Consider the following 14,979-nt stretch of genomic DNA (forward strand, 5'->3'; position numbering starts at 1 on the left):
AATGCTACGTAAAGGGTTCTACGCTCGCCGCTGCGGCGGGCCGCACCCTAAATTCCTGGCTCCACTACAGAGGCACCGGACACCGATGCCCACCCTTGCGCCGATGAGCACACTCATCCTGGAGACACGCAAACTGACCAAGACGTTCAAAGGCTTCACCGCCGTGGACGCCGTGGATCTGCAGGTTCAGCGCGGGCATATCCACGCGCTGATCGGCCCCAATGGGGCCGGCAAGACCACCTGCTTCAACCTGCTGACCAAATTCCTCACGCCCACCCGAGGCCAGATCCTGTTCAACGGCACGGACATCACCGGCGAGAAACCGGCCCAGATCGCGCGGCGCGGCGTGATCCGCTCCTTCCAGATTTCCGCGGTCTTCCCCCACCTCACGGTGCTGGAGAACGTGCGCATCGGGCTGCAACGCTTCACCGGCACCAGCTATCACTTCTGGAAGAGCATGACCGCGTTGCGCGCGCTGGACGAGCGCGCGCTCGCGCTGCTGGAACTGGTGGACCTGCGGGATGCCGCGTCCCTGCGCGCCGCCGACCTGCCCTACGGGCGCAAGCGCGCCCTGGAGATCGCCACCACCATGGCCATGGAGCCCGAGCTGATGCTGCTGGACGAACCCACGCAGGGCATGGGCCATGAAGATGTGGACCGGGTCACCGCCCTGATCAAGCGGGTGGCCGAGGGGCGCACCGTGCTGATGGTGGAACACAACATGAAGGTGATCAGCAGCATCGCCCACCGCATCACCGTGCTGGCGCGCGGCGCGGTGCTGGCCGAAGGCGACTACGCCACCGTCTCCCGCCATCCGGCCGTGCTCGAGGCCTACATGGGCAGCGAAAGCGCCGAACTGCAGGGAGCGCACGGATGACCGCCGCGCTGGAAATCCGGGGGCTGCAGGCCTGGTATGGCGAGAGCCACATCCTGCATGGCGTGGACCTCACCGTCCCCCAGGGCCAGGTCTTGACCCTGCTGGGCCGCAACGGCGCGGGCCGCACCACCACGTTGCGCGCCATCATGGGCCTGACGGACCGCCGCAGCGGATCGATCAAGGTGCATGGCCAGGAGAGCGTCCATCTGGCCACCCACCGTGTTGCCCGGCTGGGCCTGGGCTACTGCCCGGAAGAACGCGGCATCTTTGCCTCGCTCACCACCGAAGAAAACCTGCGCCTGCCGCCCGCGCTCAAGGGCGGCCGCGGCAAGGTGATGTCCGAGCCGGAGATCTACGCCATGTTCCCGAACCTGGCGGAGCGGCGTCACAGCCCGGGCACCCGGCTCTCGGGCGGCGAGCAGCAGATGCTGGCGGTGGCCCGCATCCTGCGCACCGGCGCGGACATCCTGCTGCTGGATGAAATCTCGGAAGGGCTGGCACCCGTCATCGTCCAGGCCCTGGCCCGCATGATCACGGCGCTCAAGGCCCAGGGCTTCACCATTGTGATGGTGGAGCAGAACTTCCGGTTCGCCGCGCCGCTGGCGGACCATTTCGTCGTGATGGAACACGGGCAGGTCGTTGAATCCTTCCCGGCGGTGGAGCTGGCGGCCAAACGCGCGCTGCTCGACCAGTTGCTGAGTGTGTGATCCCAGGCAAACAGGCCACCATCAAAGGCCGTGAACAAGGAGACAAGCATGAAGAACAGCAAACCCGCCTTCCCCAAGGCGCTTGAGGCTTTCAAGGCTCAATACACCAGCAATACCAGCAACACCAGCAGCGCCCGCAACGTCCTCAAGCCACTGGCTGCCGCCCTGATGCTGGCGGGCGCGGCCACCGGCGCCCAGGCGCAGTTCTCGGGTGACGTGGTGAAGATCGGCATCATCACCGACATGTCCAGCGTCTACGCGGACATCGACGGCGCGGGCGGCGTGGAGGCCGTCAAGATGGCCATCGCGGATGCCAAGGGCCAGGTGGCGGGCAAGAAGATCGAGTTCTTCTTCGCGGACCACCAGAACAAGGCGGACGTCGCCGCCTCCAAGGCGCGTGAATGGTTCGACACCCAGGGGCTGGACCTGCTGATCGGCGGCACCAACTCCGGCACCAGCCTGGCCATGGCCAAGGTGGCGGCGGAGAAGAAGAAGCCCTTCATCTCCATTGGCGCGGGCACCTCGCGGCTGACCAACGAAGACTGCACCCCGTTCACCATCCACTATGCCTACGACACGGTGGCGCTGGCCAATGGCACGGGCGCTGCGGTGACCAAGTCCGGTGGCAAGACCTGGTTCTTCCTCACTGCGGACTACGCCTTCGGCACCTCGCTGCAGTCGGACACGTCGGCCGTGGTCACCAAGACGGGCGGGCAGGTGCTGGGCAGCGTGAAGCATCCACTCAATGCCAGCGACTTCTCCTCCTTCCTGCTGCAAGCCCAGAGCTCCAAGGCGCAGATCCTGGGGCTGGCCAATGCGGGCGGTGACACCATCAATGCGGTGAAGGCGGCCAACGAGTTCGGCATCACCAAGACGATGAAGCTGGCCGGCCTGCTGATGTTCATCAATGACGTGCATTCGTTGGGCCTGAAGACCACCGAGGGCATGTACCTCACCGACAGCTGGTACTGGAACCAGAGCGCCGAGTCCCGTGCGTGGAGCCGGCGCTTCTTCGAGAAACTCAAGCGCATGCCCTCGTCCCTGCAGGCTGCGGACTATTCCGCCACCGCGCACTACCTGAAGGCGGTGGAGGCCGCCAAGACCGATGATGGCGAGAAGGTCATCGCGCAGATGAAGGCCACCCCGGTCAATGACTTCTACACCAAGGCCACCATCCGCAAGGAAGATGGCCGCGCAGTGCACGACATGTACCTGCTGCAGGTGAAGTCGCAGAAGGAGTCGACCGAGCCGTGGGACTACTTCAAGGTGGTCACGCGCATTCCTGGGGATGAGGCGTTCACCAAGCTCGCCGACTCCAAGTGCCCGCTGGTGAAGAAGTAATCCCTGAACACGAGCCCGCGCAATGACTGAAATCTTTGGCGTCCCGCTGCCCGCCCTGCTGGGCCAGTTGTTGCTCGGGCTCGTGAACGGCTCGTTCTACGCAATGTTGTCGCTGGGGCTGGCGGTGATCTTCGGCATGCTCAACATCATCAACTTCGCTCATGGCGCGCTGTACATGATGGGCGCGTTCCTGGCGTGGATGGGGCTGGAACAGCTGGGGTTGAACTATTGGGTGATGCTGGTGCTGTCGCCGCTGGTGGTGGGTCTGTTCGGGCTGGTGATCGAGCGGCTGCTGTTGAAGTGGCTGTACAAGCTGGACCATCTCTACGGGCTGCTGCTGACCTTCGGCATCACCCTGGTGATCGAGGGCATCTTCCGCTCGTTCTACGGCGTGTCCGGCCAGCCCTATGCCGTCCCGGAAGCGCTCTCCGGGGCCACCAACCTTGGTTTCATGATCCTGCCCAACTACCGGGCCTGGGTGGTGGTGGCCTCGCTGGTGGTGTGTCTGGGGGTGTGGGCGCTGATCGAGAAAACCTCGCTGGGCGCCACGCTGCGTGCCGGCACCGAGAACCCGCGCCTGGTGCAGGCGTTTGGGGTGAACGTGCCACGCATGATCACATTCACCTATGCCGGTGGTGTGGCGCTGGCCGCCTTCGCCGGTGTGCTGGCCGCGCCCATCCTGCAAGTGAACTCGCTGATGGGGTCCAACCTGATCATCGTGGTGTTTGCGGTGGTCGTGATCGGTGGCATGGGGTCCATCCTCGGCTCCATCCTGACCGGCCTGGGGCTGGGGGTGGTGGAGGGCCTGACCAAGGTGTTCTACCCGGAAGCTTCCAACACCGTGGTGTTTGTGGTGATGGCCCTGGTGCTGCTGGTGCGGCCGGCGGGGCTGTTCGGCAAAGAGAAATGACTTCGCGACCAGGACGCCTCTGTCGATGAACAAGAAGACCTCGGGTTATGTCGTGCTCCTGATCGCGGTGGCGCTGCTGCCGCTGGCGGGGGTGTATCCCATCTTTGCGATGAAGGTGATGTGCTACGCGCTGTTCGCCTGTGCATTCAACCTGCTGATCGGCTTCACCGGGCTGCTGAGCTTCGGCCACGCCGCCTTCCTCGGCACGGCCGCCTATGCGGCGGGCCATGCCTTGAAGGTGTGGGGGTTCCCGCCGCTGGTGGGCATTCTTTTTGGCACGGCCATGGCGGCGCTGGCAGGGTTGGTGTTCGGGCTGCTGGCCATCCGCCGTTCCGGCATCTACTTCGCCATGATCACGCTGGCGCTGGCGCAGATGCTGTTCTTCTTCTTCCTGCAGGCGTCTTTCACCGGGGGTGAGGACGGCCTGCAATCGGTGCCGCGCGGCTCGCTGCTGGGCATCGGGCTGGACAACGACACCACGCTCTATTACCTGGTGCTGGCCATCTTCGCCTTTGCCTTCTGGCTGATCTACCGCACGGTGCATTCCCCGTTCGGCCAGGTGCTGACCTCCATCCGCGAGAACGAGGCGCGAGCCATTTCGCTGGGCTACGACACCGACCGGTTCAAGCTGCTGGCCTTTGTGCTGTCGGCCGCGCTGGCGGGCCTGGCCGGGGCGACCAAGACGCTGGTGCTGGGTTTTGCCACGCTCACGGACGCGCTCTGGACCACCTCCGGCCTGGTCATCCTCATGACCCTGGTGGGCGGCATGGGCACGATGGTGGGGCCCATCATCGGCGCGCTGCTCATCATCGCCCTGGAGAACAAGATCGGAGACCTGGGCCAGTGGCTGGCCGGACTGACCGGCATCCAGTGGTTTGCCGGCCTGGGTGAATCGGTCAGCCTGGTGACCGGCCTGATCTTCATCATCTGCGTGCTGGCCTTCCGGCGTGGGCTGGTGGGTGAGGCGGGGGCGCTCTGGGAGCGGTTGCGCAAGCCTGCCTGAGCAGACACCCGGCGCTGGCCGACAATGGCCCCATGACCTCCGCCGCACCCTCCCCTGCCGCACCCTCCCGGCTGTCGCTCTACCTGAACCTGATCCGCTGGGACCGGCCGGCGGGCAGCTACCTGCTGCTGTGGCCCACGCTGGCCGCGATGTGGATGGCGGCGGACGGATGGCCGGGCTGGCACCTGCTGCTGGTCTTCGTGCTGGGCACCGTGCTCATGCGCAGCGCGGGCTGTGCCGTCAACGACGTGGCAGACCGCGAGTTCGACAAGCACGTCAAACGCACCGCACAACGCCCGGTCACCAGCGGCATGGTCAGCGTCAAGGAAGCCCTGGGTCTGGGCGCCGTGCTATCACTGGTCGCTTTTGCACTGGTGCTGTCCACCAACGCCCCCACCATCCTGCTGTCCTTCGCCGCGCTGGCGGTCACCATCCTCTACCCCTTCACCAAGCGCTGGGTGTCCATGCCCCAGGCCGTGCTGGGCGTGGCCTTCTCCTTCGGCATTCCGATGGCGTTCTCCGCCGTTCTCGGCGGGCGCGAGTGGAGCCTGGAGGCCGTGCGTGCCTCCGTACCTCTGGCCGCCTGGGGCCTGCTGCTGGCCAACCTGTTCTGGGTGCTGGCCTACGACACCGAATACGCCATGGTCGACCGCGACGATGACATCCGCATCGGCATCAAGACCTCCGCCCTGACGCTCGGCCGCTTCGACGTCATCGGCGTGATGAGCTTCTACGTGATCTTCCTGGCCCTGTGGACCGGCATCGGCCTGCAGCTGGGCATGGGCCACTGGTTCCTGGCCGGCATGGCCGTGGCGGCCGGCCAGGTGGTCTGGCACTACCTGCTGATCAAGGACCGCACCCGCGACGGTTGCTTCCGCGCCTTCCGTGAGAACCACTGGCTGGGCTTCGCGATCTTTGCCGGCACGGTGCTGGACCTGAGCTTGCGCTGAGCACCGCCCGTACGAGCCCTACGACAGCAACCGCACGATGGCATCGGGGTGCAGCGCCCACCCGGCCAGCCCGGCGACGCCCATCACCACCCCGAGCGCGGTAGGCACCAGGGCCGCCGCATACAAGGCCCAGAGCTGCGTGAGTGCCGTGATGGCCAGCATGGCGATGGCAATCGCCAGCAACGCGTCCGACAGGTCGAACTGGTCATCCCGGTAGTTGAACGCGTCATAGGCCTGCTGGTCGGCCTCGGCCTGCTGGCGCAATTCTTCCTTCTTGCGCCCCTGCTCCTCGGCCAGCGCCCGGTATTGGGCAATGGCCTTCTGATAACCCTCGGCCGCTGAGGCTGGCGCGGACTGGGCCTGCAACGCCAGCTGCACCAGCGTGGCCTTGGCCACCTCCTCGCGCATGTTGCGCGCCTGGTAGAAGGCCCAGTGGTCAATACGGTTGGCCTCGGCCTGCTGCATGGCCTGGACGATGTTGTCGTCCTTGACCTTGCAGATGCCCATGAAGGTGGCCAGGATCGCCACCGTCACCGCCACGGTGGCATTGAGCCGCGCGCCTGGGCGATGCGTGGGCGGCGGCAGGTCATTCACCTGGCGGGCGTTCTCAATCAGCTCTTCGGGATCGATGTCCATCGGGTCGGAGGCCTCGGGCCTGGTGGGGCGTGGGTCGGAACAAGGGGCAAGGCCGGCAGCACGTCCGCCGGCTCGCGGCGAAGTCTAGGCGACCCCGGTGGCCCCTGGCTTAATCGAGGCTGATGGGGATCTCAAAGCCTGTCCATCCGGGCCAGCGCCGCCACCAGGTCGGACTGCGTCAGGATGCCCACCAGGCGCGCCTCTGGCCCGACCACCGGAATGTGGTGATGGCCCGTGTCCGCAAACAACGGCACCAGCTCCGCCAGCGGCCGGTCGGCACTGGCCACGCGAACCTGCCGCGTCATGATCTGGCCCACCACCTCGGGCTTGTCGCTGTGGCTGGTCGGCGTCGGCAGGATGAGGCGGCGCAACCGCGTGGGCCACTCGTCATGCACATCCAGCGAGGCTTCGCGCATGAAGTCGTTCAAGGTCACGATGCCGACGACCCGGCGGGCCCGGTCGATCACCGGCAGCGCCTTGATCTGATGCTCTCGCAGCAGGGCCCAGGCGTCTTGCAACGGTGTGCCCCACTCGACGACCTTGAGGTCGGTGGACATGACGTCCGAGCAGCGCAGCGTGGTGATGCGCCGCCGCGCCGCCGTCAGGCCGGCCTCGTTGAGGATGCTGCGCAGGTCATCCGGCGGCACGTCCAGCACCTGGTTGTAATGCGCGAGGGCTGCCTCCAGGTCGGCCTCGCCAAACACACCGGCCTCGGTGGGGCCGGCCGACACGGGTGCGGCGGCCGCCACCTGGGGGTGCGGATAACGACGGCCGCTCAGGCTGTTGTAGGCCATGCCTGCCGCCACCAGCAGGCAGGAATTGAGCAGCACGGGTTCCAGCGCAAAGGTCCAGCCCTTCACGCCTGTCAGCACCATCAGCAGGGCCGCCGCACCACCGGGCGGGTGCAGGCAGCGCAGCAGGAACATCAGGCCGATCGCCAGCCCAACGGCGGCCGCCGCGGCGATTTCGGGCACATCGCCCAGCAGGTGCACACAGGCAATGCCCACCAGGGCCGACGCGGTGTTGCCCGCCACCACGGCCCAGGGCTGTGCCAGCGGGCTGGCCGGCACGCCGAACACCAACACCGCGCTGGCCCCCAGCGGCGCCACCAGCCACGGCAGGCCACCGCCATGCGGCATCAGCCATTCAGTCAGGCAAGCGGTCAGCAACAGGCCGACGCTGGCCCCCGCCACCACCCGCAGCCGCTCGCGGGCGTCCACCCGCAATGGCGCAGGGCGCAGTGCCAACAGCCATTGCCGCAGCGCATCCCACCTGGGGGTTTTCGGGAAGGAGTTCGTTCCACTCATGGCGGTGTCCGGAATAAAGAGCGCCTGCCCCGCCGCGCTCAGCGCCGGCGTTTCAGCCGCAAGGAGCCGGGTGACCGCTCGGCCACCGTCGGGACAAACAATTCCATCACCCGCAACTGCATGCCGTGGCGGGTGAAGACCGAGTTGCGCGACCACTGCATCTGCGCCGGCGCCGGCACCCCGGTGGCCGCCCGCCACTGGCGCTCCATCTGGCGACGGGTGTGCCCATGCCGCGACAGCCGTCGAGGCTGCAGTTCACTGCGGTGAATGCGCGGATCTTCATACAACAGGTGGCCCAACGGTCGGGCCCCCAGGCCCTTGACGGCCTTCCAGGGCCCGGCCAGCGCGCTGCCATGCAGCGCCGAACGGGCCCACACCAGAGGCTGGCCATCCACCCGCAACAGCACCTCCCGCACCACCGTGCAGCCACGGCGGGGCAACCCCAGCGCCGCACGTTCCGGCGCCCGCAACGGCGCCACGGCCTGTCGAAGCACCTGCACCTCGTAGCGGCAGCCCGTGGCGGCCAGGCGCTTGCTCAGCGAGCCGGGCGCGCGCAGCCAGGCGCGCAGGCCCCAACGGTCAGCGATCCCCATCCCGTTCCAGCGTCAGGCTGCTCCGGGCGCACGGCCGAACTCGTCGCCCAGCTCCTGCGCACGACGATGGGCAGCGGCCACGGCACGCTGGATGGAAGCCCCCACGCCGTCCGCCTGGAGCATCGTGATGGCGGCATGGGTGGTGCCGCCCTTGGAAGTCACCTTCTCCCGCAGCTGAGCGGGCGCTTCGCCCGACTGCAGGGCCAGCGCCGCAGCGCCCGCACAGGTGGCCAACGCCAGTTCCCGGCCCTCGGCTTCGCTCAGCCCCAGTGACTGCGCAGCCGCCACCATGTGTTCCACCAGGTAGAAGAAATAGGCGGGGCCGGAGCCGGACAGGGCCGTCACGGTGTCCAGGTCGGACTCGCGCTGGACCCACAAGGTGCGGCCCGTTGGCGCCAGCAGTTGGTCGACCACGGCGCGGTCGGCTTCCGTCAGACCGTCAGTGGCGAACAGGCCGGTGATGCCGGCCCCAATGAGCGCGGGCGTATTGGGCATGCCCCGCACGACGCGCGCGGCCCCCGTCGCGGCCGCAATGGCATCCGTGCGCAGGCCTGCCATGATGGACACCTGCAAGGCGGCACCGACATGCGGCGCGACCGGCGCGGCGGCTTCCAGGAAGAGCTGGGGCTTGACCGCCCAGACGACGGTGCCGGCCCGTGCCAGCGAGGCATCCGCAGCGGCCAGGGCCTTCACGCCGAAATCGGCCAGCAGGCGTTCCCGCTGCGCGGCCACGGGCTCGACCACCACCAGGTCTTCGGCCGGATGGCCGGCACGGCGCAGGCCGCCGATGATGGCGCTGGCCATGTTGCCGCCACCGATGAATGCGATGCAGGAACTCATGGGCGGCAGTGTAGCTGTGGCGCCGTGAGGGTGTCCCGCCAGCAAGCCTCCGGCTCAGCGCCTTGGGGCCTCGGTGACCCCGCTTCGGCTCGCGGGCGGCAGGCAGAGTTTGCCTACGGCGCGGCCATCACCGGCCGGGCTGGCGCGCGGTCGCCGTGTTTCATCAGCGACTGGCACAGCTCGCCCAAAGTCGCCACCGCCTGCCGCTGGCCTTCGTCCATCAGATAGCCGGCATTGACGCGCAGGAAACCGTCAAAGCGCAGGGAGTTCGAGAACATGGCCCCCGGCGCAATGCGTACGCCCTTCTCCAATGCCGCCTCGAACAGCCGCATGGACGACACCCCCGGCGGCAACTCCACCCACAGGTTCATGCCGCCCTGGGGCAGACTCAGCCGCGTGCTGGCCGGCAGGTGGTCGGACAGCAGCTGGGCCATCGCCTCCCGCTGCTGCGCCAGCCGGGCGCGCAGCGTTCGAAGGTGCCGGTCCATCTGGCCGCCGGCCAGGAACTCGGCCACCACCGCCTGGCCCAGCATTTCATTGGGGCGGCTCTGGGCGTATTTGAGGATCTCCACTCGGTGCTGCCAGCGCCCGGCCGTCATCCAGCCGATGCGCATGCCAGGGGCCAGCGTCTTGTGCATGGACGCACAGAAGATCACCCGCCCGGTCTGGTCCCAGGACTTGATGGCGCGCTGCGGCTGATCCGCGAGTGCGGCGTAGGTGTCGTCCTCGATGAGTGCGAGGTCCCGCTGTTCACACCAGTCCAGCAGCGCGACCTTGGCGTCGTCCGGCATCAGTGAACCCAGCGGGTTTTGCAGATGGGGCACCACCACCACCGCCTTGAGCCGGGGTTCACGTTCAGCGGCCTCCTGCAGGGCCGGCAGCGACAGGCCCGTGTGGGGGCTGGCCGGAATCTCCAGCGCCCGCAGGCCCAGGGTCTCCAGGATCTGCAGCAGGCCGTAATAGGTGGGGGACTCCACCGCGACCGTATCGCCGGGCTGTGTGATCGCCCGCAAGGCGATGCCCAGCGCCTCGGTGCAGCCGTGGGTCACCAGCACCTGGGCCGGATCGAGCTGGATGCCGGCGTCCAGGGCGTGCCGTGCCAGCGCCGTGCGCAGCAGCGGATGGCCTTGGGGTTCCGGCGCCTGGCCCAGCAGCTCGGGGCGGCGGCGCAGCAGGCGCTGGGCCTGCAGGGCCAGCGCCTTGACCGGGTACAGGGTCGGGTCCGCACACGCGCCGCCCAGATGGACCTTGACCTGTGCCATGCCGGCACGGGTGAGGATGTCCGACACCCGCTGATGCACGCCGACAAACTGGGAAGGGTCTGCCTGCGTCTGGCTGGGTTCCGCCGCGCGGGCCAGCCGCAAGGCGCGCAGCGGGCGAACAAAATAACCGGCCCGCTGACGCGCCTGCAGCAGGCCCTGGCTCTCCAGCAGCCGGCAGGCCTGCAGCGCCGTGGTGAGGCTGACGCGGTGCAGGCCCATCAGCGCCCGCACCGATGGCATGCGGCTGCCGGGTTGCATCAAGCCCTTCTGGATGGCCTGGCGGTACTGCGCCGCCACCTGCTCGTACAACGGCGGGGCCGACGGCGCCGCAGCGGCGGCAGACAGGGCGGTGCGTTCAGTCATGGCGCGATTCTGCGCCGGCCAAAAGCAGGGCATGCGGAACAGCCGTGCATGAATCCATACGGAACAGCGATGAAGAGGGCGCTGTTATCGACAACAAAGGTGTGCGCTGTACCTGTTGCCGCGCCAGCCGTCGCACGAGACTGAAACGGTTCTGTGTCGAGGTTCCAGCATGACCGCCCTTGTTCCGCTCTTTCGACCCCTTGCCTTCTGGCGCCAATGGCTGAAGCCGCGTCCCGCTGCGGGCCGTGCCGTGGTGTCGGGCAAGCCTGCATCGGCAAAGACCGCTACGGCGGATACATCAGCGGCGGCGGGCTCGTCGGCGCAGCCGGGCCTGTGGACCCACACGACGGTAGCCGCCAGCCACCACCCCCTGGTGCTGATGGAGAGCCAGACCGCGCTTCAATGGCTGGCACGGGGTGCCGTGCTGCATGTACACCGGGGAGCATTGACCGTGGAAGAAGCACCGCGCGGCTGGGCGGGACGGGCCTGGTGCCAGACCTGGGCGCTGCCCCGCGGCCAGGTCTGGGTGGCGCCGCGCGCCGCTTGGGTCCGCCTCACGGCGGGCCCGGGTCGGTGCGAGTTCAGTGCACGCCGGCCAGCAGGGCGGCATTGCCCCCCGCCGCCGCCGTGTTGATGGTCAGCGTCTGTTCTGCCGCAAAGCGGTAGAGCTGGCGCGGCTGGCCGGCCTCGGCGGCCGGGATGACCGGCAGGATGGCGCCGTCACGGCTGGCCAGCTCGCGCTGCACCGGAGCCAGCAGGGCCGCGGGCACCACCACGCCCGCCAAGCGCGGCGCGCGCAGCACCGCGCCGAGCTGGTCCGGCGGCAGCAGGGCCAGCGTGCCAGCGGCCACACCGCCGCGCAGCAGGGCATCGCGCAGCTCACGCGCCACGTCGCCCTCACCCACCACCGCCACGGCATTGCCGGCGACCAGCGCCGCCGCCAGCGACCGGGCCAGCTCCAGCGGCAGCAGGCCCTGGGTCAGGATGGCGATGACACCACGGCCATGCAGGCGCAGCTCATTGCTTTCGCCGGTCGGACCGGGCAGCACCTGGTCGGCCAGCGCGGTGCGAGCCGTGCGCGCGATGTCGCGCCAGGCCTGCGCCACCTCCGGGCCCTGGCCGGCCGCCGCGCGCTCCAGCGCGGCGGCACGTTGTTCCAGGGGCCGGGCAGCCCAGGCATCGTGTGCCTGGAACAGCGCGCCCAGGTCGGCAACGGCCGTGGTGGTAGCCAGGGCGGGCGCTTCGTCAGTCACCGTCGGCGCCACCACTGGTGCGGTGAAACGCAGCAGGTAGTGCGGCCCACCCGCCTTGGGGCCGGTCCCGGACATGCCTTCGCCGCCGAAAGGCTGCACGCCCACCACGGCACCGATGATGTTGCGGTTCACATAGACATTGCCAATCCGGGCTTCGGCGGCCAGGCGCAGGGCGCGGCTGTCGATCCGGGTCTGGATGCCCAGTGTGAGGCCGTAACCCAGCGCATTGATCTGGCCGATGACGCCTTCGACATCGCCGCTCCAGCGCACCACATGCAGCACCGGGCCGAAGATTTCCTTCTTGAGCGCGGCGATGCTGCCCAGCTCCACAGCGATGGGGGGCAGCAGGCGGGCACCGCTGTCTGCGGTGTCGGACTCGGCGATGACCCGGGCTTCGCGCTTGAGACGCTGTACCTCGCCCGAAATGGCCTGGAAGGCGTCGTCGTCGATCAGCGGGCCCACATCGGTCGCCAGGTTGGCGCTGTCGCCCACCCGCAATTCCCGCACGGCGCCACGCAGCATCTCGATCACACCGTCGGCAACAGCCTCGTGTACCGCCAACAGGCGCAGTGCGGAGCAACGCTGACCGGCACTGCGGAAAGCCGACTGCACTACCGCATCGATCACCTGTTCCGGCAGCGCCGTGGAGTCCACGATCATGGCGTTCAGCCCACCCGTCTCCGCGATCAGCGGCAAGGTGCCCGCCCCAGGCTTGGCCGCCAATTGGCGATTGATGATCTGCGCCACCTGCGTGGAGCCGGTGAAGCACACGCCCGCGGTATGCGGCGACGCCACCAGCCCCGCGCCCACGGTGTCGCCCTGGCCATGCAGCAGGGCCAGGGCGTCCGCCGGCACACCGGCGGCATGCAGCAGCGCCACGCATTCGCGGGCGATGGCGGGCGTCTGCTCGGCCGGCTTCGCGGCCACGGTATTGCCCGCCGCCAACGCCGCCACCACCTGGCCGGCAAAGATCGCCAGCGGGAAGTTCCAGGGCGAGATGCACACGAACACACCACGGCCATTGAGCGGGGCACCGTCCGCGGTGAGGCGTTCGGCTTCATCGGCGTAATAACGCATGAAGTCGATGGCCTCACGCACTTCGGAAATCGCGTCGCCCAAGCTCTTGTGGGCCTCCTTCACCAGCAGGGCACAGTAGGCCGGCAGGGCCGCCTGGAGCGCATCGGCTGCTCGGCGCAGCGCGGCGGCGCGCTGCGGCACCGGCGTGGCATTCCAGGCCGGGAAGCCGGCCTTGAGACGCTGCATGGCCGCATCGACATCCGCTTGCGTGGCTTCGCTCAGCACCGGCACCTCGCAGGCGGCCAGTGCGTCCAGCAAAGGCTGGCGTTGCTGCGGCACGGCCAGGTCCAGGCCCGAGGAGTTGTCGCGGCCACGGCCGGCGCTGTCGCGGTACAGGTCCAGCGGCAGGGGCAGGCTGGTGCGGGGCTGGATCTGCGCCATCGGCGACCCCAGCAGCGCTTCCGGTGCCACCGACGGGTCGGCCAGCTGATGCACGAACGAGGAGTTCGCGCCGTTCTCCAGCAGTCGGCGGACCAGGTAGGCCAGCAAGTCGCGGTGCTCACCCACGGGGGCATATACGCGGCAGGGAATGCTGCCGTCCTTGAGTACTTCGCGGTATACGCCCTCGCCCATGCCGTGCAGGCGCTGCATCTCGAATTTCGCGCCCAGCGACCGGGCCATCTGCACGATGGCAGCGATGGTGCCCGCGTTGTGGCTGGCGAACTGCGGGTAGATCACGTCGTGATGCTGCAGCAGCGCCTGCGCACAAGCGAGATACGACACATCGGTGTGAGGCTTGTGGGTGTAGACCGGATAGGTCGGCAGGCCCTGTTCCTGGGCGCGCTTGATTTCGCCGTCCCAGTAGGCGCCCTTGACCAGGCGCACCATGAAGTGCAGGCCATGCTTGCGGGCAATGGCGGCCACCTCGTCGACCACGGCGCGGGCGCGCGTCTGGTAGGCCTGCACGGCCAGACCGAAGCCGCGCCAGTCGGGGAAGTGGATGGCGATGCGGGCGGCCAGCGCGTCCAGCAGCTCCAGCGAGAGCTCCAGGCGGTCGACTTCCTCGGCGTCGATGGTCAGATTGATGTTGGCGTGTGCGGCCTTCTCGACCAGTTGCCACACACGCGGCAGCAGCTCGGCATAGACCCGCTCACGCTGCAGGATCTCGTAGCGTGAGAAGAGCGCGGAGAGCTTGATGGAGATGCCATCGCTGCCTTCCGGGGACTCGGCGCGGCGGCCACCGGCCAGCGCGGCGATCGCGGCCAGGTAGGAGGCTTGATAGCGTTCGGCATCACGTTCCGTGCGGGCGCCCTCGCCCAGCATGTCGTAAGAAAAACGCAGCTGGCGCTGGACCTTGCGGGCGGCGTCGGCTTCGGCCATGGCCTCGTCGATGTTGCGGCCCAGCACGAACTGACGGCCCAGCAACTGGATGGCGCGCACCGTGGCGGCCACCACCGTCTGCGCACCCAGGCGCTTGAGCAGGCCGGCTTCGGATTCAGCATCCGGCAGGAATTTCTTGGACAGCGAGATGGCGCTGGCGGCCAGGCCGGCGAGCATCTTGTGCGGGCCTTCGGAACTGCCGTCGAAATGGGCGCGGCCCAGTTGGTCGGCGGTCAGGGCGATGGCGGTCTCCGCATCGGGCACACGCAGCAGCGCCTCGGCCAGACGCATCAGGGCCAGACCCTCGGCGCTGGTGATTGGATATTCCCGCAGCAGGGACTCCATGGCCCAGAACGGCGCGGGGTTGTTGCGCACCTGCTGCACCCACGGACGGGCCTGTTCGAGCACGGCAGACCACTGGAGGTGCTTCAACTGTTCGGCCAGTTCCTGCACCAGCGGCAGTTCATCGCAATAGGGGTCCGGCAGGCGTGAGACTTCCGGGGGCAGGGAAAAGGCGGTCATGAGTGTCCTCTCGGGAGC

The 14,979-nt window shown here is 68.2% G+C and carries 13 protein-coding genes; 7 read left to right on the forward strand and 6 right to left on the reverse strand.

The window, feature by feature from the left end; all coding sequences use genetic code 11:
- The first annotated feature begins 103 nt into the window (after positions 1-103).
- The 6 genes from BMY53_RS08830 (at position 104) to ubiA (ending at position 5,788) form a co-directional block, all read left to right on the forward strand.
- A complete protein-coding gene (locus tag BMY53_RS08830; RefSeq protein WP_092945636.1) occupies positions 104-877 on the forward strand; it encodes an ABC transporter ATP-binding protein in 774 nt (257 codons plus the stop codon).
- A complete protein-coding gene (locus BMY53_RS08835; protein WP_092945637.1) occupies positions 874-1,584 on the forward strand; it encodes an ABC transporter ATP-binding protein in 711 nt (236 codons plus the stop codon). The genes BMY53_RS08830 and BMY53_RS08835 overlap by 4 nt, the downstream gene beginning before the upstream one ends.
- A gap of 168 nt (positions 1,585-1,752) precedes the next feature.
- Entirely contained in the window at positions 1,753-2,925 is a 1,173-nt protein-coding gene (locus tag BMY53_RS08840; protein WP_092945958.1) for an ABC transporter substrate-binding protein, read from the forward strand.
- A 22-nt stretch (positions 2,926-2,947) separates the two neighbouring features.
- On the forward strand, positions 2,948-3,835 hold the full coding sequence (locus BMY53_RS08845; RefSeq protein ID WP_092945638.1) for a branched-chain amino acid ABC transporter permease: 888 nt from the start codon (positions 2,948-2,950) through the stop codon (positions 3,833-3,835).
- Between the two features lie 25 nt (positions 3,836-3,860).
- Positions 3,861-4,838, forward strand: a complete 978-nt coding sequence (locus tag BMY53_RS08850) for a branched-chain amino acid ABC transporter permease (protein ID WP_092945639.1) — start codon at positions 3,861-3,863, stop codon at positions 4,836-4,838.
- A 32-nt stretch (positions 4,839-4,870) separates the two neighbouring features.
- A complete protein-coding gene (gene ubiA / locus BMY53_RS08855) occupies positions 4,871-5,788 on the forward strand; it encodes a 4-hydroxybenzoate octaprenyltransferase (protein ID WP_092945640.1) in 918 nt (305 codons plus the stop codon).
- 18 nt (positions 5,789-5,806) lie between these two features.
- Here ubiA and BMY53_RS08860 read toward each other — a convergent pair whose 3' ends face one another.
- The 5 genes from BMY53_RS08860 to BMY53_RS08880 all read right to left on the reverse strand — a co-directional run bounded on the left by BMY53_RS08860 (position 5,807) and on the right by BMY53_RS08880 (position 10,789).
- The gene (locus tag BMY53_RS08860) at positions 5,807-6,424 is read right to left on the reverse strand and encodes a DUF4337 domain-containing protein (protein WP_092945641.1); all 618 of its coding nucleotides are present in this window, start codon (positions 6,422-6,424) and stop codon (positions 5,807-5,809) included.
- Positions 6,425-6,555: 131 nt separating this feature from the next.
- Complete coding sequence (locus tag BMY53_RS08865) at positions 6,556-7,731, reverse strand: HPP family protein (protein WP_092945642.1); 1,176 nt, start codon at positions 7,729-7,731, stop codon at positions 6,556-6,558.
- Between the two features lie 38 nt (positions 7,732-7,769).
- Positions 7,770-8,324, reverse strand: coding sequence for a chorismate--pyruvate lyase family protein (locus BMY53_RS08870; protein WP_092945643.1), 555 nt, complete (start codon positions 8,322-8,324; stop codon positions 7,770-7,772).
- Positions 8,325-8,336: 12 nt separating this feature from the next.
- Positions 8,337-9,164: a pyrroline-5-carboxylate reductase gene (proC, locus tag BMY53_RS08875; protein WP_092945644.1), complete on the reverse strand. Its 828-nt coding sequence runs from the start codon at positions 9,162-9,164 to the stop codon at positions 8,337-8,339.
- 113 nt (positions 9,165-9,277) lie between these two features.
- Complete coding sequence (locus BMY53_RS08880; protein ID WP_255370097.1) at positions 9,278-10,789, reverse strand: aminotransferase-like domain-containing protein; 1,512 nt, start codon at positions 10,787-10,789, stop codon at positions 9,278-9,280.
- Positions 10,790-10,958: 169 nt separating this feature from the next.
- Here BMY53_RS08880 and BMY53_RS25420 point away from each other — a divergent pair, with 169 nt between their 5' ends.
- Positions 10,959-11,423: a hypothetical protein gene (locus tag BMY53_RS25420; protein ID WP_143074000.1), complete on the forward strand. Its 465-nt coding sequence runs from the start codon at positions 10,959-10,961 to the stop codon at positions 11,421-11,423.
- Here the strand turns inward: BMY53_RS25420 and BMY53_RS08885 are convergent.
- Positions 11,371-14,961 (reverse strand): L-glutamate gamma-semialdehyde dehydrogenase, encoded by a 3,591-nt coding sequence (locus BMY53_RS08885; RefSeq protein ID WP_092945646.1) that lies wholly within the window; start codon positions 14,959-14,961, stop codon positions 11,371-11,373. The genes BMY53_RS25420 and BMY53_RS08885 overlap by 53 nt on opposite strands.
- Positions 14,962-14,979: the final 18 nt, after the last annotated feature.

Source organism: Roseateles sp. YR242 (genome assembly GCF_900109745.1).
In the GTDB taxonomy this organism is placed as follows: domain Bacteria; phylum Pseudomonadota; class Gammaproteobacteria; order Burkholderiales; family Burkholderiaceae_C; genus Roseateles.